This is a genomic window from Mesorhizobium amorphae CCNWGS0123 (assembly GCF_001686985.1).
In the GTDB taxonomy this organism is placed as follows: domain Bacteria; phylum Pseudomonadota; class Alphaproteobacteria; order Rhizobiales; family Rhizobiaceae; genus Mesorhizobium; species Mesorhizobium amorphae.
The window spans coordinates 2401844-2422434 of the sequence record NZ_CP015318.1; the positions used below are offsets into that span (position 1 = coordinate 2401844).

Annotated in this window: 19 protein-coding genes; 3 read left to right on the forward strand and 16 right to left on the reverse strand. The window is 63.7% G+C overall.

Annotated elements, in window-relative coordinates; genetic code table 11:
• Positions 1-53: 53 nt before the first annotated feature.
• The 16 genes from A6B35_RS11085 to A6B35_RS11155 form a co-directional block, all read right to left on the reverse strand.
• The gene (locus tag A6B35_RS11085) at positions 54-1763 is read right to left on the reverse strand and encodes a trimethylamine N-oxide permease (protein WP_006201945.1); all 1710 of its coding nucleotides are present in this window, start codon (positions 1761-1763) and stop codon (positions 54-56) included.
• 248 nt (positions 1764-2011) lie between these two features.
• Positions 2012-4381, reverse strand: a complete 2370-nt coding sequence (locus A6B35_RS11090; protein ID WP_006201944.1) for a trimethylamine N-oxide demethylase — start codon at positions 4379-4381, stop codon at positions 2012-2014.
• A gap of 264 nt (positions 4382-4645) precedes the next feature.
• Positions 4646-5272, reverse strand: coding sequence for a sarcosine oxidase subunit gamma (locus A6B35_RS11095; protein WP_006204471.1), 627 nt, complete (start codon positions 5270-5272; stop codon positions 4646-4648).
• The gene (locus A6B35_RS11100; RefSeq protein WP_006204472.1) at positions 5265-8249 is read right to left on the reverse strand and encodes a sarcosine oxidase subunit alpha; all 2985 of its coding nucleotides are present in this window, start codon (positions 8247-8249) and stop codon (positions 5265-5267) included. The genes A6B35_RS11095 and A6B35_RS11100 overlap by 8 nt, the downstream gene beginning before the upstream one ends.
• Positions 8249-8524: a sarcosine oxidase subunit delta gene (locus A6B35_RS11105; protein ID WP_006204473.1), complete on the reverse strand. Its 276-nt coding sequence runs from the start codon at positions 8522-8524 to the stop codon at positions 8249-8251. Before A6B35_RS11105 ends, A6B35_RS11100 begins: the two co-directional genes overlap by 1 nt.
• A 17-nt stretch (positions 8525-8541) precedes the next feature.
• Complete coding sequence (locus A6B35_RS11110) at positions 8542-9795, reverse strand: sarcosine oxidase subunit beta family protein (RefSeq protein ID WP_006204474.1); 1254 nt, start codon at positions 9793-9795, stop codon at positions 8542-8544.
• A gap of 36 nt (positions 9796-9831) precedes the next feature.
• A complete protein-coding gene (gene glnT / locus A6B35_RS11115; RefSeq protein ID WP_006204475.1) occupies positions 9832-11139 on the reverse strand; it encodes a type III glutamate--ammonia ligase in 1308 nt (435 codons plus the stop codon).
• Positions 11140-11174: 35 nt separating this feature from the next.
• The gene (locus A6B35_RS11120) at positions 11175-12503 is read right to left on the reverse strand and encodes an FMN-binding glutamate synthase family protein (RefSeq protein ID WP_065518184.1); all 1329 of its coding nucleotides are present in this window, start codon (positions 12501-12503) and stop codon (positions 11175-11177) included.
• A 6-nt stretch (positions 12504-12509) separates the two neighbouring features.
• Complete coding sequence (locus A6B35_RS11125) at positions 12510-13241, reverse strand: GltB/FmdC/FwdC-like GXGXG domain-containing protein (RefSeq protein ID WP_006204482.1); 732 nt, start codon at positions 13239-13241, stop codon at positions 12510-12512.
• Between the two features lie 4 nt (positions 13242-13245).
• Positions 13246-14142: a class II glutamine amidotransferase gene (locus tag A6B35_RS11130; RefSeq protein ID WP_006204483.1), complete on the reverse strand. Its 897-nt coding sequence runs from the start codon at positions 14140-14142 to the stop codon at positions 13246-13248.
• 84 nt (positions 14143-14226) lie between these two features.
• Positions 14227-14553, reverse strand: a complete 327-nt coding sequence (locus A6B35_RS11135; RefSeq protein WP_006204484.1) for a hypothetical protein — start codon at positions 14551-14553, stop codon at positions 14227-14229.
• The gene (locus A6B35_RS11140; RefSeq protein WP_006204485.1) at positions 14550-15239 is read right to left on the reverse strand and encodes a hypothetical protein; all 690 of its coding nucleotides are present in this window, start codon (positions 15237-15239) and stop codon (positions 14550-14552) included. The genes A6B35_RS11135 and A6B35_RS11140 overlap by 4 nt, the downstream gene beginning before the upstream one ends.
• 51 nt (positions 15240-15290) lie before the next feature.
• Complete coding sequence (locus A6B35_RS11145; RefSeq protein WP_006204486.1) at positions 15291-16694, reverse strand: APC family permease; 1404 nt, start codon at positions 16692-16694, stop codon at positions 15291-15293.
• Positions 16695-16708: 14 nt separating this feature from the next.
• Positions 16709-16870, reverse strand: coding sequence for a hypothetical protein (locus tag A6B35_RS34355; RefSeq protein ID WP_006204489.1), 162 nt, complete (start codon positions 16868-16870; stop codon positions 16709-16711).
• A gap of 16 nt (positions 16871-16886) precedes the next feature.
• Positions 16887-17264 carry a hypothetical protein gene (locus tag A6B35_RS11150; protein ID WP_006204490.1) on the reverse strand — a complete coding sequence of 126 codons (378 nt, stop codon included), beginning with the start codon at positions 17262-17264 and terminating at the stop codon, positions 16887-16889.
• A 13-nt stretch (positions 17265-17277) separates the two neighbouring features.
• Entirely contained in the window at positions 17278-17565 is a 288-nt protein-coding gene (locus A6B35_RS11155; protein WP_006204491.1) for a hypothetical protein, read from the reverse strand.
• A 284-nt stretch (positions 17566-17849) separates the two neighbouring features.
• Here A6B35_RS11155 and A6B35_RS11160 point away from each other — a divergent pair, with 284 nt between their 5' ends.
• The 3 genes from A6B35_RS11160 to A6B35_RS11170 are packed head-to-tail and all read left to right on the forward strand — an operon-like array spanning position 17850 to position 20582.
• Complete coding sequence (locus A6B35_RS11160) at positions 17850-18983, forward strand: aminomethyl transferase family protein (protein WP_006204492.1); 1134 nt, start codon at positions 17850-17852, stop codon at positions 18981-18983.
• Between the two features lie 40 nt (positions 18984-19023).
• Positions 19024-19620 carry a dimethylamine monooxygenase subunit DmmA family protein gene (locus tag A6B35_RS11165; RefSeq protein ID WP_006204493.1) on the forward strand — a complete coding sequence of 199 codons (597 nt, stop codon included), beginning with the start codon at positions 19024-19026 and terminating at the stop codon, positions 19618-19620.
• Positions 19617-20582, forward strand: a complete 966-nt coding sequence (locus tag A6B35_RS11170) for a PDR/VanB family oxidoreductase (protein ID WP_006204494.1) — start codon at positions 19617-19619, stop codon at positions 20580-20582. Before A6B35_RS11165 ends, A6B35_RS11170 begins: the two co-directional genes overlap by 4 nt.
• Positions 20583-20591: the final 9 nt, after the last annotated feature.

A 20591-nucleotide genomic window follows, 5' to 3' on the forward strand; every position in this document is an offset into this window, starting at 1 on the left:
GCCCAAAAAGAACGGGCGCGCCGAAGCGCGCCCGTTTCATTGAAGGTTCGGCGTCAGATGACGAACAGCCAGTTGGCGAGCAGCATCACCACCACGCCGGCGACCAGCGTCAGATAGGGCAGCATTCCCGCCTTCCTGACCTTGAGATCGGACGAGGTCATGCCGAGATCGGCCAGCATGTGGTCGGGGAATTTGCCCTTGTCCTGGATGTAGTGGCGGAAGCAGAACACCGGGATGATCAGCGCCGCGGTGATCAGGCCGGCCCACAGCGCCATCGGGTTCCAGACCTTGGCGCCGGCGCCCATGAAGATCGCATTGACATAGGCGAAGATCGCGCCAACGCCGAGCAGCCAGCTCGGGGCCTTCCACGGCCGTGCGATATGGCCGTTGTCGATGCGGTGGATCCAGCCGGCATTGAGGTTGAGGAAGTTGAAGATGATGTAGCCGCAGTTCGACACGGCGAGGATGAAGAAGAAGCTCGTCGCGTCGGCTGAGGCGATGGCCAGCACGATCAGGTTGAAGACGAGGTCGGTCCACATCGCCCGCGTCGGCGCGCCGTGTTCGTTGACGTGGCTCAGATAGCGCGGCAGCCAGCCGTCGACGGAGCCCTGGTAAAGCGTGCGCGAGGAGCCGGCCATCGCCGTCATGATGCAGAGCACCAGCGCCAGGATCATCAGCATGACGAGCAGGCTGTGGATCAGATTGCCGCCGCCGACCATGCCGGCCAGCGCATCGGCAACGCCGGAGCCGTCGACGATCGGAGTCGCCAGCATGCCGTTCAAGCCAAGCACGCCCTGGAAAGTGAAGGGCACCAGGATGAACAAAAGCATGCACAGCAGGCCGGAGTAGAAGATCGCCTTGAACGTGTCGGTGCCGGGGTTCTTGAACTCCGACGTGTAGCAGACGGCGGTCTCGAAGCCGTAGGTCGACCACGCGGCGATGAACATGCCGCCAAGCACCAGCGTCCAGCCGGCGATGTTCCACGCGCCGGGTTCGGGCGCGTAGGCGGCGGCCAAGGGCACCAGCGGCGAGAAATTCGCCCAGTTGATCTGCCCGGTGAAGATCGGCACCACGCCGACGATCAGCATCGGGATGATGACCAAAAGGCCGATATATTTCTGCACATTGGCCGTGCCGAGAATGCCGCGATGCTGGATCGAGAAGATGATCAGCATCAGCACAGCGCCGATGAAGAAGGTCGAGTTGAAGGTGAAGGAGACTGGACCCAGCGTGTGGCTCCACAGCGACCAGGTGCGGATCGCCGGTGTTGCGGCAGCGGTCACCGCCGCGATGGCGTCGGCGGGAGCCGTTCCAACATGCGCCGCGATGTAGGCAGCGACTTCCGGCGAGGTCTCGCTGAACACCGGCAATGGCGCCAGCGCATTGAGGATGTAGGCGGCGGCGATCGAGCAGCCGAGCGACAGCACCGGCGACCAGGCGAACCAGTTGCACCACACCGAGAGCGGCGCGATGAACTTCGAATAGCGCAGCCAGGCGGTGGCGCCGTAGATCGAGGCGCCGCCGGACTTGTTCGGGAACAGGCCGGCGATTTCCGCATAGGTGAAGGACTGCAGGAAGCCCATGATCATGGACACGATCCAGATCGCGAAGGCCAGCGTTCCGGTCGTGCCGGCAATGCCGCCGATCGAAAACAGGACGAGGGCTGGAACGCCGCTGGCCACCCAGAAGGCGCCGCGCCAGTCGATGTTGCGGTGCAACTGCCCTTCGGCAGGCTGCACCAAGGCAGTGGTTACCGTGCTCATGTGTCTGTGGTCCCCTTTTTGTTGTCCCCGCCGGCGACGCCTCGGCTTCGCGAAGCTTCCCCCCGGCACAATATGACGACTGTTGGTGTTTCCACTCAGTCGTTTTTTTTTCTTAACAGTGAACATTGATCCGGCGCGCTTTCACGTCAAGCGTTTTGTGGACATGTGCACATCACTGTGACCGCGCACCCACCTCGGCACCGGTGGGTCCCGTATGGCGGGCTGGTTTATTGGGTCTCAAGCTGGCGTCAGGAGCGCGGTTTGGTCTTCTGCGGGTCGTAGTGGGCAAAGGCCACGACTCGCGCCGGCAGCCGCTTGGCATGGCCGTCGAGCTTGCCGATCTCGACCTCGGTGCCGACAGCCGCATGGGTGACGTCGAGCCGCGCCAGCGCGATGGTCTTGTTCAGCACCGGCGAACGCATGCCCGAGGTGACGACGCCGATCTGGGCGCGGCCGATATGGACGCAGTCGCCATGGCCGACCGGAACGTTGGCATCGATGTCGAGGCCCACCAGCTTCGCCTGCGGGTGTTCCTTGCGGCGGATCAGCGCCTCACGGCCGATGAAGTCGTCGGTCTTGGTCTTCAGCGGCACGGTGAAGCCGATGCCGGCCTCGAACGGATCGGTCTGGTCGGAGAACTCGTAGCCGGCGAAGATCAGCCCGGCCTCGATACGCACCATGTCGAGCGCCTGCAGCCCCATCGGCTTCAGACCGTGCGGCTGTCCGGCCTCCCAGATCGCGTCGAAGACTTTTTCGGCGTCGCGCGGATGGCACCAGATCTCGTAGCCGAGTTCGCCTGTATAGCCGGTGCGCGAGACGACAACCGGGATGCCGTTGCCGCCGCCAATGCGCGCGACGGCGAAGCGGAACCATTCCAGCTCGTCGATCGACGGCTGCAGCGGCGAGGTCCAGATGACTTCTCTCAGGATGTCGCGGCTCTTCGGCCCTTGCACGGCGACATTGTGCATCTGGTCGGTCGACGAGCGCACCAGCACGTTGAGGCCGAGTTTTTTCGCGGTCTCGCGCAGCCATTCGCCGGAAAGATCGTCGCCGCCGACCCAGCGGAAATTATCCTTGCCGAGCCGCAGCAGCGTGCCGTCGTCGATCATGCCGCCGTGCTCGTAGCACATGGCCGAATAGACGACCTGGCCGACGCCGAGTTTTTTCACGTCACGGGTCAGCGTGTATTGCAGCAGCGCCTCAGAGTCCGGGCCGGTGACCTCGAATTTGCGCAGCGGCGACAGGTCCATGATGACGGCGTCCTGCCGGCAGGCCCAGTATTCGGCGATGGGATCTTCCTTGGCGAAGGCATTGGCCAGCCAGTAGCCCCTGTACTCGACGAAGTTGCGGGTGTGCTTGGCAAAGCTCGAATGAAAGGCTGTCTCGCGGGTCATTTTCGGTTCCGAATCGGGCGTCATGCGTCTGGCGATCGCTCGCGAGAATTTGTGCTGGCCGGAATAGGTCCGCACATGGATGTCGGTGAGGTTCCAGCCATTGGCCGGCGTCGTGTCGTCTGGGCAGGCGGAGGACACGCAGACGATGTCGGTGAGAGCGCGCAAGAGCACATAGTCGCCCGACCGCGACCATGGCTCGTCCGAGACCATGACGCCATGCGCGTCGATCGCCGTGTTGAAGAAGAAGTTGATCGCCATCCAGCCCGCGCGCGGCGTGACGCCCTTGTCGGACAGCGCGCGATTGAAATTCTCGGAGCAGTTGGTGTGGCCGGGATAGCCGATGTCGTCGTAATATTTGGCGGCACAAGCGAGCGCGAAAGCGTCGTGGCGCCCGCACGTGTCCTGCACCACCTCAACCAGCGGCTCCATGTCCTGGTCGTAATATTTCGAATGCAGGCCGGGCATCGGATAGCTCGATCCCATCAGCGTGCGGGTCGTCGTTACGTCGAGCGGATGATCGCGCCCCTTGTCGAGCTTGCGCGCCGAAAAGCACTGGAAGTCGGTGCATTGGCGGCCGTCGACGTCGATGATCTGCAGATAGTCGCCGGCCTTGACGAAATAGGATTCCGCCGTCGCCGAATGGACGCGCAGGTCGAGCACGGGATCGGCGAGCGGATCGGCCAGTTGCGATCTCGCTGCCGGGCGGATCGTAGCGCGGCGAACAATCACGGTAAGCGGCGTGGCAGTGTCATGGCCGTCGACCAGCATCGGTCCGCCGGGTGCGGCGATCAGCATCGCGCCGTCGCGTGCGACGGTGAAACTTTGTTCGGTGCCGGCGGGCGTTGCACCGCCGAACACGCGCACCGCCTTCGCCTGGTCGAGCTGCACCTGGCGGCGCTCGAGGCCGCGGCGCACAGCCGAAAGACTGTCGTCGCCGTCGACCAGCAGCGCCTTGATGCCAGCGGCATTGCTGTTGGACTTTTCGCCGAAAATAGCGGGATCGGTCGCGCCACTCTTGTCCCAGGCCAGAAGCTCGCAGGCTTGTCCGCCCTCGACATTGCGCACGCTGATCGTGTCGCCGGCCTCGACCTCGATGAGCACGGCGCCATTGCCCTGGATCGTATAGCGCTCCATGCCGGGCGGCAGCGCGATCTGGCCGGGCCTGAGGATCAGGCTCGGCCGTGGCGGTCCGATGGTGACTGCAGGGTAGGGCGACTGACTCATCTCAGCCTTGCGGTTCGAGAAACAAGTTTGCCTGTGTGTAAAATTATTTTAGCAGCAAGAATAGCAGTGCGGTCGGATTTGGCAAGGTGGAGGTGGCACAAGCTCCCCCTTCTCCCCCTGCGGGAGAAGGTGTCGCCGAAGGCGACGGATGAGGGGTGCTCCAGGGAACGCCAGCGTCTCACTCCGCTGGAACACCCCTCATCCGTCTCGGCGCTCCGCGCCGATCCACCTTCTCCCACAAGGGGAGAAGGGAAGAACGCAGCGCTACGCCAATTCCTCCGAACGCGCGATCGTCACACCATACTCAGCAGCCGAGTCCAGCATCGTGTGCCAGAGGCTTTCGGCAAAGGTCGCGAACACCAGCAGGTTGAACACCGCCTGCCCATCCGTCCGGTCATTGCCGCGCCAGAGCGTGACGCTGGTGTGGTCCATCGAGGTCGCGGCGGCGGCGCCAATCGGGAACGATGCCGGATGGAGATCGATCGACGACAGCTTGGCGAGCATCGCGCGCACCTTGGCGCCGGAAATGCTGATCAGCACCCGGGCATGAGATTGGTCCGACAGCGAGGCGGAAGATGCAAAGGCCTGGCTGAGCTGTTCGATCGCATGCTTGCCGCCTTTCGACAGCACAAGGAACTGGTCCGGTCCGGACCAGATCAGCGCGGCATCGGAAATCTGCACCGCCTCGGGCCTGGCCGGTGCCGCAACACCGAAGCGGGCCTTGGCCGCCCCTGCCATGTCGGCCGCCTTGCCACGCCGCGCCATCACCTGCACGAGGTCGAAATTGCGGATCTCGGTCAGCGACACGCCGGCATCACCGCGCGCGCCATAAGGTCCTGCGACGAGCGCGCGTTCGAGCGGGCTGCGGACTTCCCAGGAAAACTCAGCCACGCTGGCGCCCTCCATCCGGATCGTAGAAGACGGGGTTGCAGAGCTCGACCTCGTAGTCCTCGCCGCGCAGCGGATCATGGGCATGGACGATTTCGCCGATGCGTTCGCGGCCGCGTTCGACCAGCCCGAGCCCGATCCACTGGTCGAGCGTCGGCGAGAAGCAGACCGAGGTGACATAGCCCTGGTCGTTGTCCGGGCCAGGCGTCTGGCCCTTCGGGATGATGTGGGCGCCGGAGCGCAGGCGGCGCGCCTTGTCCGTCGGCTTGATGCCGACCACGACCTGCCGGTCAGGCGCGACCAGCGCCTCGCGGCCGGCCATGACGCGGCCGATAAAGTCCTTCTTGGTCGACATCATCTTGCCCAGGCCGAGATCGGCGGCGGTCGTCGTGCCGTTCAGTTCCGGTCCCGCGACATGGCCCTTTTCGACGCGCATGACACCGAGCGCCTCGGTGCCGTATGGGGTCACGCCGAATGGCGCGCCGGCCTGCATCAGATTGCGCACCAGCGCCTCGCCGTAACGCGCCGGCACCGAAATCTCAAACGCCATCTCGCCGGAGAAGGAGATACGGAACAGCCTGGCCTTGAGGCCGCCACGCAGCGCCACTTCGCGCGCGCCCATGAACGGGAAGCCCTCGTTCGACAGGTCCTCGGCCGGATCGACGATTTCCTTGAGCAGATCACGGGTCTTCGGTCCGGCGACGGAAAATTGCGCCCACTGGTCGGAGACCGAGGTCAGCTGGACGTCGAGTTCCGGGAACAGCACCTGGCGGCAGAATTCGAGGTGCTGCATCACCAGTCCGGCCTTGGCCGTGGTGGTGGTCAGGAAATAATGGTCATCGGCCAGCCGCGATGTCGTGCCGTCGTCATAGACCAGGCCGTCCTCGCGCAGCATCAGCCCGTAGCGCGCCTTGCCGACGGCAAGGTTGGAGAAGCTGTTGATGTAGACGCGGTCGAGGAAGGTTCCGGCGTCCGGGCCGTGCACATCGATCTTGCCGAGCGTCGAGACATCGCAGAAGCCGACGCCGCCGCGCACCGCCTTGACCTCGCGGGTCACCGATTCCAGCCAGTCTTTCTCGCCGGCGCGCGGATACCATTGCGCCCGCTTCCACAACCCTGTGTCGACGAAGATGGCGCCCTGTTCGGCCGCCCAGTGATGCGACGGCGTCAGCCGCGTCGCATGAAATGTCTCGTCGCGGTGATGACCGGCGAAGGCGCCGATGGCGACCGGCACGTAAGGAGGCCGATAGATCGTCGTGCCGGTCTCGGGAATGGATTTGCCTGATACCGCGGCCATGATGGCGAGACCGGCAATGTTCGAGGTCTTGCCCTGGTCGGTCGCCATGCCGAGCGTCGTGTAGCGCTTCAGGTGCTCGACCGATTCGAACCCCTCGCGTTGCGCCAGTTCGACATCGGAAGCGGTGACGTCATGCTGGTAATCGACAAAGGCTTTGCCCTTGCCGGCGACATGCCAGAGCGGGGTCAGCGAGTAAGCCTCGTCGTCGGCGCTCGGCGCCGTGCCCGCCTTGCCGTTGCGCCCCGCATCGCTTGCCGCCGCAGCGCCGGCTGCAAAACCTTCGCGCAGGCAGGCGCCGAGCCCAAAGGCGCCATTGGCGGCACCCGCCGCCACCATGCCGGGAGGCGCGCCATCCGGCACGAAGGCGGCGATATGGTCCTGCCATTTCGGCCGGCCGCGATGGTAGGAGGTGAGCCCCACCGCCGGGTTCCAGCCTCCGGAAACGGCAAGCCCGTCGGCTTCGACTTCAGCGCGCGCGCCGCCGGTCATCGAGACCGAGATTTTTTTGACACCGTCCTTGCCGCCTTCGACACCGCTGACAGACCCATTCAGCACGGTGAAGCCGCCCTTGGAAGCCAGCGAACGATGGGCGGGCGAGACCTCCGCCCGGGCATCGATCACGGCGGCGATCTGCAGGCCGGCGCCGAGCGCTGTCTCGGCCGTGCGCCAGCCATCCTCGTTGTTGGTGAACAGTGCCACGCGCTTTGCCGGGGTCGCCGCATAGCGCGTGACATAGGTCCGCATGGCCGACGCCATCATCACGCCCGGCGTGTCGTTGCCGGCAAAGACGATCGGCCGTTCGATTGAACCAGCCGCGACGACACAGCGCTTGGCTACGATCCGCCACAGGCGTTGGCGCACCTGGTGCTCGGGCGGTGAAGGCAGATGGTCGTTGACCCGCTCGATGGCGCCATAGGTGCCGCCGTCATAGACGCCGAACAGGGTCGTGCGGGTCATGATGCGGACATCGGGCAGCGCTGCGAGTTCAGCCAGCGTCCGTGAAATCCATTCGGCTGCCGGCAAACCATCGATCGTGCCGCCATCCGACAGCAGCCGGCCGCCAAGGGCAAAATCTTCCTCGCACAGGATGACGCGAGCGCCTGAACGGCCGGCGGCCAATGCCGCCGCCAGCCCGGCCGGGCCGGAGCCGGCGATCAGCACATCGCAATGCGCCCAGGCCTTGTCGTAATGATCGGGGTCGGCAATGCCGGCGGCGCGGCCAAGGCCGGCGGCGCGGCGGATCGCCGGCTCGTAGATAGCCTCCCAGAATTTCGCCGGCCACATGAAGGTCTTGTAGTAGAAGCCGGCGACAAAGATCGGCGCGAACAGCTGGTTGACCGCCATGAAATCGTAGCGCAGCGACGGCCAGCGGTTCTGGCTGGCGGCTTCGAGGCCTTCATAAAGCTCGGCCATCGTCGCCTTGGTGTTCGGCTCGCGCCGGGCGCCTGTGCGCAGCTCGACCAGTGCGTTGGGCTCCTCCGAACCGGCGGTGAGGATGCCGCGCGGGCGATGATATTTGAACGAGCGGCCAACCAGCTTGACGCCATTGGCGATCAATGCCGAGGCAAGCGTATCGCCCTGGTAGCCGACGAAGGTCTTGCCGTCGAAACGGAAGCTCAGCGGCGCCGAGCGGTCGATCAGTCCACCATTGCTCAGCCGATGTGTCTGCGGGCCGCCGACCATCACGCACCAACCTTGGCGGCGCCGACGCCCGCCGCCGGTTCGACGACAGAAATCTCATGCGTCAGCGTATTTCGGGTGACCTTCAGCCAGGCCCGACAGCCGCCGCCATGATACCAGTGCTCGCTCATTGCGCCGGCAACATTGTCGCGCAGATAGACGTAGTCGAAGACCGCGTCCTCACCGGCATCCACCGCCGGCCGGGCAGGCTTGGCATCGCCCAGATAGGTGAACTCGCCGAGTTCGCGTTCGCCGCAGAAGGGACAGGTAATACGCATGCGCTTCTACACCGCCTTCAATGCAGGTTCGGTTGGGCGCCCTGGCCCTTTTCGTCGATCATCGCGCCGCGCCGGAAACGGTCGAGGCGGAATTTTTCGGCCTCCTTGTGCAGCGTGTCACGGGCGAGAAGATGAGCAAAGACCAGGCCGGAGCCGGGCGTCGCCTTGAAGCCGCCATAGCACCAGCCGGCGTTGAGATAGAGCCCGTCGACCGGCGACTTGTCGATGATCGGCGAGCCGTCCATCGACATGTCCATGATGCCGCCCCATTGGCGCAGCAGCCGCACGCGGCCGATCATCGGCATCAGCGCCATGCCGCCCTCGCAGACGTCCTCCATGACAGGCAGATTGCCGCGCTGGGCATAGGAATTGTAGCCGTCGATGTCGCCGCCGAAGACCAGCCCGCCCTTGTCGGACTGGCTGACATAGAAGTGTCCGGCGCCGAAGGTCATGACGCCGGGCAGCAGCGGCTTGATCGCCTCGGAGACGAAGGCCTGCAGCACATGGCTTTCGATCGGCAGGCGCAAGCCGGCCATCGCCGCGACACGCGATGAAGAGCCGGCCACCGCCATGCCGACCTTGCCGGCGCCGATCTTGCCGCGCGTCGTCTCGACCCCGGTCACCTTGCCGTTGGCATCGCGCGAAAAGCCGGTGACTTCGCAGTTCTGGATGATGTCGACGCCGAGCGCGCTTGCCGCATGGGCATAGCCCCAGACGACTGCGTCATGACGCGCCGTGCCGCCGCGTCGCTGCAAGAGCCCGCCCTGCACGGGAAACCGCGCATTGTCGAAATTGAGGAACGGCATCATCTTCTTGACTGCCGCGAGGTCGAGCAGTTCGGCGTCGATGCCGTTGATGCGCATCGTGTTGCCACGCCGCGCATAGGCGTCGCGCTGCGCGTCGGAATGGTAGAGATTGATGACGCCGCGCTGGCTGACCATCGTGTTGTAGTTGAGGTCCTGCTCCATTCGTTCCCACAGCTTCATCGACAATTCGTAGAAGCCGGTATTGCCGGGCAGGCCGTAATTGGAGCGGATGATGGTGGTGTTGCGGCCGGCATTGCCGGAGCCGATCCAGCCTTTTTCGAGCACGGCGACATTTTTGATGCCGAACTCGCTGGCGAGGAACCAGGCGGTGGCCAGCCCATGGCCGCCGCCGCCGATGACCACCACGTCGTAGCGATCCTTCGGTGTGGCGTCGCGCCAGGTGCGCTGCCAGTTCTTGTGGCCGGAAAGGGCGGCGCGGGCGAGCGAGAAGATCGAGTATTTCATAAAATCATTCCGTGGCCGCTCACACCGCTGGGACTGCTAAATATCCAGCGTGTGGTCGCGCTCCCACTGCGTGAAGTGTGAAGCATAGGAATTCCATTCCTGGTGCTTCAGCTTTAGATAGGCCGACGAGAATTCCTCACCCAGCGCCGCCTTGAGCGATTTGTCCTTGTCGAACTCGCGCAGCGCGTCGAGCAGGTTGAGCGGCAGCTTCGGCGCGCCCTTCACCGTATGGCCGAACTGGTACATGTCGATGTCGTAGCGCTTGCCGGGATCGGCCTTCGAGCGGATGCCGTCGAGGCCGGCGGCTATGATGACCGCCTGCAGCAGATAGGGGTTGGCGGCACCATCCGGCAGCCGCAACTCGAAGCGGCCGGGTCCGGGCACGCGCACCATGTGGGTGCGGTTGTTGCCGGTCCAGGTCACCGTGTTCGGCGCCCAGGTGGCGCCCGAAATGGTGCGCGGCGCGTTGATGCGCTTGTAGGAATTGACCGTCGGATTGGTGATCGCGGCCAGCGCCGAGGCATGCTTCATGATGCCGCCGAGAAAGTTCTTGCCCTTGGCCGAGAGACCGAGCTCCATCGCATTGTCGGCGAAGACATTGGTCTTGCCGGCCTTGTCCCACACCGAGATATGCGCATGGCAGCCATTGCCGGTCAGGCCCTGGAAAGGCTTTGGCATGAAGGTGGCGCGCAGCCCGTGCTTTTCGGCCACGGACCTGACCATGAACTTGAAGAAGGAGTGCTTGTCGGCGGTTGCTAAAGCATCATCGAAGGCCCAGTTCATCTCGAACTGGCCGTTGGCGTCCTCATGGTCGTTCTGGTAGGGGCCCCAGCCGAGCGCCAGCATATGGTCGCAGATCTCGGCGATGACATCGTAGCGGCGCATCACCGCCTGTTGGTCGTAGCAGGGCTTTGAGGCCGTGTCGTACTGGTCGGAGATCACGCTGCCGTCCGGCGAGATCAGGAAGAACTCGGCCTCGACGCCGGTCTTGACATGCATGCCGTCGCCGGCCGCCTCGGCAATCAGCCGCCTCAGCGTGTTGCGTGGCGTCTGGTCGACCTCCTTGTCGTCCATGATGCAGTTGGCGGCGACCCAGGCCACCTCCGGCTTCCATGGCAGCTGGATGACCGAATCCGGATCCGGCACCGCCAGCATGTCGGGGTGCGCTGGCGTCAGGTCGAGCCAGGTGGCGAAGCCGGCGAAGCCCGCACCATCCTTCTGCATGTCGGCGATGGCTTGCGCCGGAACCAGCTTGGCGCGCTGCCCACCGAACAGGTCGGTGTAGGAAATCATGAAATATTTGACGCCGTGCTTCTTGGCGAATGCGGCGAGATCGTTCCCCATTATAGTTCCTCGCTTATGGTATTTTTGGATAGTGTCTAGAAGCCGTTCTTCCCTGGTATCCAGTTGGTGCCGGCGAGCGGCACGCCGGCCATGGCGGCGGCTTCGATGGTGAGCGCGACGAGATCCTCGGGCTCGAGATTGTGCAGGCTGTTCTTGCCGCACGCACGGGCAATCGTCTGCGCCTCCAGCGTCATCACCTTCAGGTAATTGGCCAGGCGCCGCCCGGCGGCGATCGGGTCGACCCGCTTCATCAGTTCGGGATCCTGCGTGGTGATGCCGGCCGGATCGCGTCCCTCATGCCAGTCGTCATAGGCGCCGGCGGTGGTGCCGAGCTCGTTATAGTCGGCCTCCCAGCGCGGGTCGTTGTCGCCGAGCGCGACAAGCGCCGCCGTGCCGATCGACACAGCGTCGACGCCGAGCGCCAGCGCCTTGGCGACGTCGGCGCCGTTGCGGATGCCGCCGGAGACGATCAGCTGCACCTTGCGGTGCATGCCGAGATCCTGCAGCGCCTGCACCGCCGGCCTGATGCAGGCGAGCGTCGGTTGGCCGACATTTTCGATGAACACTTCCTGCGTCGCCGCCGTGCCGCCCTGCATGCCGTCGACGACGACGACATCGGCGCCGGCCTTTACCGCAAGCGCGGTATCGTAATAGGGGCGGGCGCCGCCGACCTTGACGTAGATCGGCTTTTCCCAGTCGGTGATTTCGCGCAGCTCGAGGATCTTGATCTCGAGATCGTCCGGTCCGGTCCAGTCGGGATGGCGCGAAGCCGAGCGTTGGTCGATGCCTTTCGGCAGCGTGCGCATTTCGGCGACGCGATCGGAGATTTTTTGGCCGAGCAGCATGCCGCCGCCGCCGGGCTTGGCGCCCTGGCCGACGACCACCTCGATCGCATCGGCCCGGCGCAAATCGCGCGGGTTCATGCCGTAGCGCGACGGCAGATATTGATAGACCAGTTGCTTTGAATGGCCGCGCTCTTCCTCGGTCATGCCGCCGTCGCCGGTGGTGGTCGAGGTGCCGGAAAGCGTGGCACCTCGGCCGAGCGCTTCCTTGGCGGGACCGGAAAGCGAGCCGAAACTCATGCCGGCGATGGTGATCGGGATCTTCAGCTCGATCGGCTTCTTGGCATGGCGCGAGCCGAGCACGACGCTGGTGTCGCAGCGTTCGCGATAGCCTTCCAGCGGATAGCGCGAGATCGAAGCGCCGAGGAACAGAAGGTCGTCGAAATGCGGCAGCTTGCGCTTGGCGCCGGCGCCACGGATGTCATAGATGCCGGTGGCCGCGGCGCGGCGGATTTCGGAAAGCGTGTAGTCGTCGAAGGTCGCGGATTTGCGCGGCGTCGTCGGCGGGTTGCGATAGGTCATCTTACCTCAATACGCGTCGGCGTTGTCGATATTGAAATTGTAGAGCGTGCGCGCCGAGCCGTAGCGCTTGAACTCCGACGGCTTGACGTCGGTGACGCCGGCGCGGTCGAGCAGGCCCTGCAGCAGTTCGATATGCTCGGGCCGCATCTCCTTGGCGATGCAGTCCGCACCGAGGCTCTCGACCTTGCCGCGCACGAACAGCCGCGCCTCGTAGATGGAATCGCCGAGCGCATCGCCGGCATCGCCCAGCACCACCAGATTGCCGGACTGCGCCATGAAGGCCGACATGTGGCCGATATTGCCGTGCACGACGATGTCGATGCCTTTCATCGAGATGCCGCAGCGCGACGAGGCGTTGCCTTCTATGACCAGCAGCCCGCCGCGGCCGGTAGCGCCGGCATATTGGCTGGCGTCGCCTTTGATGGTGATCGAGCCCGACATCATGTTTTCGCCGACGCCGGGTCCGGCCGAGCCGTGCACGGTGATGGTGCCGCCGGCATTCATGCCGCCGCAATAATAGCCGACGCTGCCGCGCACATCGATGGCGACCGGCTGGTCGACGCCGACGGCGACCGAATGGCTGCCTTTCGGGTTGAGCACTTCCCACGCCGTCTCGTTCGAGCCGGGGGTCAGCTGGTGGAGCGCCTGGTTGAGCTCGCGCAGCGACAGTTCGGCGAGGTCGAACACCCTCGCATGGCTTTGGTCGCGTGTTGCCTTGGACACGTTGGTTGCCGGCATCAGCTCAATGCTCCCAGAAATAGACGGTTGCGGGCTCCGGTTCCCAGACCCTTGCATTGTCTATGCCAGGCAGTTTGGTGAGCGCACGATATTCGGAGCCGAAGGCGACATATTGGTCGGTCTCGGCCATCACGGCGGGCTTGCAGGCAATCGGGTCGCGCACCACGCCAAAACCGTTCTTGGTGCCGACGACGAAGGTGAAGAAGCCGTCGAGGTCGGAAAGCGTGCCTTCCAGCGCCTCGCCCAGATTCTTGCCATGCGCCATCTTGGAGGAGAGATAGGCGGCTGCCACCTCGGTGTCGTTCTCGGTCTCGAACTTCATGCCGTCGCGGATCAGTTCGCGGCGGACATTGTTGTGGTTGGACAGCGAGCCATTATGCACCAGGCACTGGTCGGCGCCGGTCGAAAACGGATGCGCGCCCATCGTCGTCACCGCCGATTCCGTCGCCATGCGGGTATGGCCGATGCCATGCGTGCCGGTCATCGAGCGCACGTCGAAACGCTCGACGACGGCTTCCGGCAGGCCGACTTCCTTGTAGATTTCCACCACGTCGCCGGCGCCCATGATGCGGATGTCGGGGCGCAGCGCCTGGATGGTCTCGCGCGCTTCGTCGATCTTGGCGGGCGTGGTCCTGATGACGGCGTGCGTCGATTTCACCGCGATGCTCACCGGCGCGCCGATGGCCTTGGCGACTTCGGCGTCGAGGCCGCGGAAGTCGCGTTCGGGCTTGGCCGACTGGATGGTGATCTTGGCCTCGTTGCCGGACGGCGCGCCATAGATGGCGATGCCGGCGCTGTCGGGACCGCGGTCGCTGAGCGAGATCAGCATCTCCGACAACATCGCTCCGAGCTTCGGCTCCAGCGCCTTGTCCTTAAGGAAAAGTCCGACGATTCCGCACATGTCAGCCTCCGACGTTTGCAGCTAGAAGATGATGTACCGAATGCGTTGCCGAAATTCAATCATATGAAAAAAATTTTCCTCTAGTTACGTATGCGGCTCAATGCCGCTCTGCGCATCATCGCCGTCGTGGCGGGCACTGTGAAGCCATTGCGCATGGCGGATGCGCGCCATCTTGTAGGCATCCAGGATCGAAAGCGCGTAGATCAGGAAGCCGCCGGCGTGGCGGCCGATGAAGCTGGCGTCGGCTGGCGCAATCTTGGTCGTCACCCAGGCCAGGATGACCATGAAGAACAGGAACTGCAGGCCGCGCACCGGCACGCCCAGAATGACATGACCGCTTGCCGGCAAAACGATCGCCGCGCCGAGCACGAGATACGGATTTACCGCGGCTGAAGTCGTCGAACTGGTCATGCGGCCTGCCGTTCACTCTGGTTGATGGCGTCCCGAAGTGCCGACGCGGATGCAAGCAGTCTCGCGATCAGATCGGGATCAATGCCGGTTGGGCCAAACTCGGCTTGCCGGAACACGCCGTAGCGCGCCCGCTCGGCCTCGGCCAGCAGCCAGACGATGCGCACGCCTTTCGGCGTGATCAGCAGTTCCTTGGCGCGCCCCTCGGCGAAGGTTTCGAGATGGCCGGCGATGATGTCCTGCGGGAAACGCACGCCCTTGCGGTCCGTGCGCAGCACCGCTTCGGCCGGAAACTCGGCGGTCTTCGGCAGCGTATGGTCGAGGTGATCGAAATTCGAGAATGTCGTCGGCGAACCCGGTCGCATCATCATGTCGAAGGTGCCGGGCACCACCACCGGTTCGGTGACCGAAATACTGAGCCAGCGCGCCGGAAGTTTTCGCGTTGCCAGCGTGTCGACGATGGTGCGGATTTGCACCCGCCTTCCGTTCCACGAGCCGGCCCAGGTGACGACTCCAACTGTGCCGTCCGAGAAGTCGACGGCATCTGCGATGACTGTGCGGATGCTGACTGTGTCGGCGGCAAGTGCTGCCGAGGCCCTGTTGCGGCTGGCGCGCGCAAGCCAGGCGATGTGGACAACGAGAGCCAGGGCGAGCACCCCGGTGAGCCATGCTGACGTCACTTCAGACATCCCGTCATGCAAAGGCTCGCCCTGCCTTGGCGCGAGCCTGTCCGGTCTCGATCAATAGCCCTGCGGCTTCGGCCACGGCATGGTGAACTGGTCGCCGCGGCGCACGAATTTGTAGCGATAGAAGTGGAACCACAGTGAGATCAGGAAATAGAAGGCGACCATGGCGATCAGCTGCGAGCCGAAGCCGAGGAAGATCGCAAAAAATGTCACCACGCACAGGCAGAACAGCACGATCGCCGGCAGCGGGTGGAAAGGGTGCGTGTAGCCGCGGCGGATCGAGCCCAACGGCCACTTTTTCCTGAACATAACGATGTTGATGCTCATGAAAGTATACTGCAGCACGCCCGACAGGATCGAGAAGGTGATCGCCTGGTTGAGGTCGGCAATGAAGGCGAAGGCCAGCGCGATCGGCAGCAGGAACAGGATCGAGCGGTAGGGCGTGCGGTATTTCGGATGCACCGCCGAGAACCAACTCGGCAGGTAGCGGTCGCGTCCCAGCGAGAACCAAGCGCGCGCTGCATCGTTGATGCAGCCATTGGCGGAGGCCAGTGCAGCAAGCAGCGTCGCGATGAACAGCAGGTTCTCGAGCAGCGGGCTGCCGGTCAGTTTGCCCGCGTCCCAAAGCGGATAATAGGTGATACCGAGATATTCCCACGGCATCATCGAGGCGCAGACATACCAGGTCATGGCGGCGGCGATCAGAAGCGTGATCATGCCGGCCATCGTGCCGTAGGGCAGTGAACGGGCCGGCGAGCGCACTTCCTCGGCGGCCTGCGTCGTGCCCTCGATGCCGAGGTAGTACCAGATGCCGAACTGGAAGGCGGCGATGACGCCGATCCAGCCATAGGGCAGCGCGTTGCCGGGTGTCACCAGCTCGTTCAGCTTCAGCACCGCCCCTTGCGTCCACGGGGTGACGGAGAAGAACAGGATGACGATCGAGACATAGGCGATAGCGGTGATGATGAAATTGACGTTGAGCGTCATCAGCACGCCGCGGTAGTTCAGCCACGCCAGCACTACGATGGTGGCGGCAATGAAGGAATTGTGGGTGAGCCCCTCGACGCCTGCCTTGGCGACAATTGTGTCGCCGAGCAGGATGGCATCGGAAACCTCCAGCATCGTGTAGGCGAACACCAGGAACAGCGCGACGTTGAAGGCCATCAGCGGCCCGACGATGTGCTTGGCCTGCGCATACTGGCCGCCTGCGGCCGCCACCGTCGACGTCACCTCGGAATCGATCATCGCGACCGAGGTGTAGAGCAGCCCGACGATCCAGCAGACGATCAGCGCCGCCAGCGCACCGCCCTTGTCGGCCGAGAAATTCCAGCCGGTGAATTCGCCAACCAGGACGATGCCGACGCCGAGCGCCCAGACATGGGCGGGGCCGAGCACCCTAAGCAGCGAAACCCTGTCGCCATTTGTTGCCGCTCCTGCCGTTTCAACCGCGACCGTCATCGCTCAATCCCCACTCAGATCCGGTGTTTTTCGGAGACGGCTTCAAGCTCGCCTTCGCGCGATGAGGTCAGCACATCCTCTGAGAAGGTCGTGTCGACCTTGAACCAGTCGTAGAGCATCCACAGCGCGAGCACGATCGAGATGCCCCAGCATGCGTAAGAGAGTGCCATCCACATGAGCGTGCTTCCCCGGTTATTTGTCGTCGAACTTTTCGTTGATGACGTCGCGGTATTCGCGGTCGGATGCGCGGAACAGGAAGACGAAGTAGCCGATCAGGACGGCCGCCATGATGATCAGCGTCGGCCAGTCGATGATATAGTGGAAGCGGTTCTGGATGATGTCGTGCGCGGTCTCGGGCGTGTAGCCGAGTTTCTCCCAGATCGACGCCATGGTCGGGTTCTGGCCCAACGCTTCCCAGGTCTTGGCGTCGAGCGCGTCGATGGATTTTGCCGCGCCGGCCAGGCCGAGCTTGAGCGGCAGCCATAGCGCCACGAAGATGGCGACCACCACCACGACGATATCGAAAACCTGTCCGGCCTTGCTTTGCTCCGGCGGTCTATAACGGGACATCTCTTCTACCCCCTCAGGACTTGCGGTTGCGGTACGCGTCGGCGTTCTTGATATCGAGCCCGTAGATGAAGTCCTTGTCTTCCTTGTAATGGTTGACCATCGCCAGGATGGCAGCCGTGTTGAAGATCAGCACTGCGGCGGCGGCGACCGCGACGACAAGCTTGATCCCGCCGTGGGGGATGTATGGCCATGTCATCACGAGCACGAAGAGAATCGTCGCCCACAGGCAGACGATCAGGAGCACGGAACCACGCACGTCGGAACGGTACAGCGCTTCGATGCGCTGCTGCAGGTCGGACATCGGTTTCTCCCTTTTTTCAACGCCGGCTTCCGAATCGGCCGCGCTTTTCGCTCTTTCAAGAGAGTGAAATTTTTTTCATAAGTTCTGTCCGATTTGCCGAATTGTCAAGACGGTTTTACGTTTGGTTAACCGCTAGTTTGGTGCTCCGAATTTTGCCTGACAATGAAATTATTTGCTTACGGGTATTGCAGGGCTCGGGCGTTTGCGATCAATATTCGACCAAAGCTCCGGCCACCGCGCACGGAGCAGGGAACATCAACGACTTTTGAACGGAGGACGAGCGGATGACGGCATCCTGGAGATTTTCGACCTTGGCTGATCGCCATCGCGCGCTCGGCTCGAAGCTCGAGGACTGGAGCGGCATGGGAACCGCCTGGACCTACGACAAGGACGCCGACGAGGAATACGTCGCCATCCGCACCAAGGCCGGGCTGATGGATGTCTCCGGCCTGAAGAAGGTTCACATCACCGGGCCGCACGCCGCGCATCTGATCGATCTCGCCACCACGCGCGATGTCGAAAAGATCTATCCCGGCAAGTCGGCCTATGCCTGCATGCTGAACGAGGCGGGAAAATTCACCGACGACTGCATCATCTACCGCATCAGCCCCAATAGCTGGATGGTCGTGCACGGCTCTGGCACCGGCCATGAGGAACTGCAGCGCGCTTCCGTTGGGCGCGATGTCTCGCTGCGCTTCGACGACAATCTGCACGACCTCTCGCTACAAGGCCCGACCGCAGTCGACTATCTGGCCAAGCATATGCCGGGCATTCGCGACCTCAACTATTTCCACCACATGCAGACGCAGCTGTTCGGTCTTCCGGTGATGATCTCGCGCACCGGCTACACCGGCGAGCGCGGCTACGAGATCTTCTGCCGCGGCCAGGATGCCGGCACGATCTGGGACAGGATCCTCGACGAGGGCAAGAGCGCCGGCATCATTCCCTGCCGTTTCACCACGCTCGATATGCTGCGCGTCGAAAGTTATTTGCTCTTCTACCCCTACGATAATTCCCAAAAGTATCCGTTCGACAATGAAGGCCCTGGCGACACGCTGTGGGAACTCGGCCTCGACTTCACCGTCAGCCCCGGCAAGACCGGCTTCCGCGGCGCCGAGGAGCACTATCGCCTGAAGGGCAAGGAGCGCTTCAAGATCTACGGCGTTTTGCTGGACGGCAAGGAGCCGGCCGACGAGGGTGCGCCGGTCTACCGTGACGGCAAGAAGGTTGGCGTGGTGACCTGCGCCATGTATTCTCCGCTGGTCAAGAAATCGATGGGCATTGCCCGGCTCGACGTGGATTGCGCCGTCAAGGACACCAAGCTCGAGATCCGCAACAAGAGCGGCTCGATCAGGGCCACAGCGCAGCCGCTGCCGTTCGACGATCCCAAGAAGACCAAGCGCACCGCCAAAGGCTGAGGCACGATCAACAGCGAGGGGCTCGAGGCACAAAGACAGAATGGCAGCCAAAAGCATCATCAGCCGGCCGGTTTACGGAACCCTGTCTCCACAGGCCGGCAAGCATCATCTTTTCGTGGCGGATGCGGAAGGCGCGCTCGCGATAATTGGGATGGCCAAGAACGCTCCGGCAGGCTTTTTCGACGGAGCGGAAATCGTCTTCATCCCCGGCTCCGACGGCAAGTATGTGGCGGCACTCGAAGCGCTGAAGCCGGCACAATTGCATCTGGCCCCGTCCTTCCCCAGCCTGCTGCCGCGGCTCAGGCAGACGCTGACCAATGCGCATATGGGCCTGCGGCTCTATCTGTCGGGCACCGAAGGCCTGATCGGCCAGGCCATGCAGGTGGCGCTCGAAGCCGGCATCGACCACACCTCGATGCAGACCGAGCATCGCGGTTCGCTGGCGCGGCGTATGCAGTGCGTGCACTGCAAGGGCATCACCGAGAACGTGACGACGCAGCCGGCGAGCTGTTCGCATTGCGGCCTGCTGCTTCTGGTGCGCGACCACTATTCCAGGCGCCTCGCCGCCTTCCAGGGCGTTTGCATCAACGCCGAGGACCGCAGCGAGATTCCTCCGATGGAGGAGATTTTTCGATGAGCACAGGAACAACAAAACTCGATGTCGTGGTCAGCGACGTCGTCCCGGTCAACGAACTGGTCACCCGTTTCCATTTCCGCCGGCGCGACGGCGAACTGCTGCCGACTTTCTCCGGCGGCGCCCATGTCGTGGTCGAGATGCGCGACGGCGAGCGCACCAGGCTCAATCCCTATTCGCTGATGGGCTCGCCGCTAAACACAAGCGAATACACGATCTCGGTGCGTCGCGACGATGTCGGCCGCGGCGGCTCGCTGTTCATGCACCGGAGCGTCAAGCCGGGGCTGGAGATGGTGATCAGCTATCCTGTCAATCTGTTCTCGCTCGATCTGCGCGCCAGGAAACATCTGATGCTGGCCGGCGGCATCGGCATCACGCCATTCATGGCGCAGACCTCGCAGCTTGCAGGGTCGGGGGGCAATTTCGAATTGCACTACACCTGCCGCACCGCCTCGCTCGGCACTTACGCCGATGTGCTGCAGCAGCGCTACGACCGCAGGGTCAGGCTCTACCACGACGACCTTGACGAGCGCATCGATCTCGACCGGCTGTTGTCCTCGCAGCCGCTCGGCACGCATCTCTACGTCTGCGGCCCGGCCGGCATGATCAACTGGGTGCGCGACCGCGCGGCCGCCCTTGGCTGGCCGTCTGAGACCGTGCATTTCGAGCATTTCGCGGCACCGCAGCCGGGCGCGCCCTTCGACGTGACGCTGGCCGTCACCGGCAAGACCATCCGCGTCGGCTCGCAGCAGAGCCTCCTGGAGGCGATCGAGGCCGCCGGCGTTGATCCGCCCTATCTCTGCCGCGGCGGCGTCTGCGGCCAGTGCGAGACCAATGTCGTCTCGCATGACGGCAAGTTTATCCACAACGACCACTGGCTGAGCGAGGAAGACCACCGCTCCGGCTGCAAGATCATGCCCTGCGTGTCGCGCTTCGAGGGCAAATCGCTGGTCTTGGAAAGATAGGAGGCGAGC

Bases quoted from the DNA above. Each gene is read 5' to 3' on its own strand.
- A6B35_RS11165 (WP_006204493.1), top strand. From the start codon at position 19,024: ATGGCAGCCAAAAGCATCATCAGCCGGCCGGTTTACGGAACCCTGTCT.
- A6B35_RS11105 (WP_006204473.1), bottom strand. From the start codon at position 8,524: ATGCGTATTACCTGTCCCTTCTGCGGCGAACGCGAACTCGGCGAGTTC.
- A6B35_RS11130 (WP_006204483.1), bottom strand. From the start codon at position 14,142: ATGTGCGGAATCGTCGGACTTTTCCTTAAGGACAAGGCGCTGGAGCCG.
- A6B35_RS11110 (WP_006204474.1), bottom strand. From the start codon at position 9,795: ATGAAATACTCGATCTTCTCGCTCGCCCGCGCCGCCCTTTCCGGCCAC.
- A6B35_RS11150 (WP_006204490.1), bottom strand. From the start codon at position 17,264: ATGTCCCGTTATAGACCGCCGGAGCAAAGCAAGGCCGGACAGGTTTTC.
- A6B35_RS11085 (WP_006201945.1), bottom strand. From the start codon at position 1,763: ATGAGCACGGTAACCACTGCCTTGGTGCAGCCTGCCGAAGGGCAGTTG.
- A6B35_RS11170 (WP_006204494.1), top strand. From the start codon at position 19,617: ATGAGCACAGGAACAACAAAACTCGATGTCGTGGTCAGCGACGTCGTC.
- A6B35_RS11125 (WP_006204482.1), bottom strand. From the start codon at position 13,241: ATGCCGGCAACCAACGTGTCCAAGGCAACACGCGACCAAAGCCATGCG.
- A6B35_RS11145 (WP_006204486.1), bottom strand. From the start codon at position 16,694: ATGACGGTCGCGGTTGAAACGGCAGGAGCGGCAACAAATGGCGACAGG.
- A6B35_RS11135 (WP_006204484.1), bottom strand. From the start codon at position 14,553: ATGACCAGTTCGACGACTTCAGCCGCGGTAAATCCGTATCTCGTGCTC.
- A6B35_RS11160 (WP_006204492.1), top strand. From the start codon at position 17,850: ATGACGGCATCCTGGAGATTTTCGACCTTGGCTGATCGCCATCGCGCG.
- glnT (WP_006204475.1), bottom strand. From the start codon at position 11,139: ATGGGGAACGATCTCGCCGCATTCGCCAAGAAGCACGGCGTCAAATAT.
- A6B35_RS11100 (WP_006204472.1), bottom strand. From the start codon at position 8,249: ATGGTCGGCGGCCCGCAGACACATCGGCTGAGCAATGGTGGACTGATC.
- A6B35_RS11155 (WP_006204491.1), bottom strand. From the start codon at position 17,565: ATGTCCGACCTGCAGCAGCGCATCGAAGCGCTGTACCGTTCCGACGTG.
- A6B35_RS11120 (WP_065518184.1), bottom strand. From the start codon at position 12,503: ATGACCTATCGCAACCCGCCGACGACGCCGCGCAAATCCGCGACCTTC.
- A6B35_RS11140 (WP_006204485.1), bottom strand. From the start codon at position 15,239: ATGTCTGAAGTGACGTCAGCATGGCTCACCGGGGTGCTCGCCCTGGCT.
- A6B35_RS34355 (WP_006204489.1), bottom strand. From the start codon at position 16,870: ATGTGGATGGCACTCTCTTACGCATGCTGGGGCATCTCGATCGTGCTC.
- A6B35_RS11090 (WP_006201944.1), bottom strand. From the start codon at position 4,381: ATGAGTCAGTCGCCCTACCCTGCAGTCACCATCGGACCGCCACGGCCG.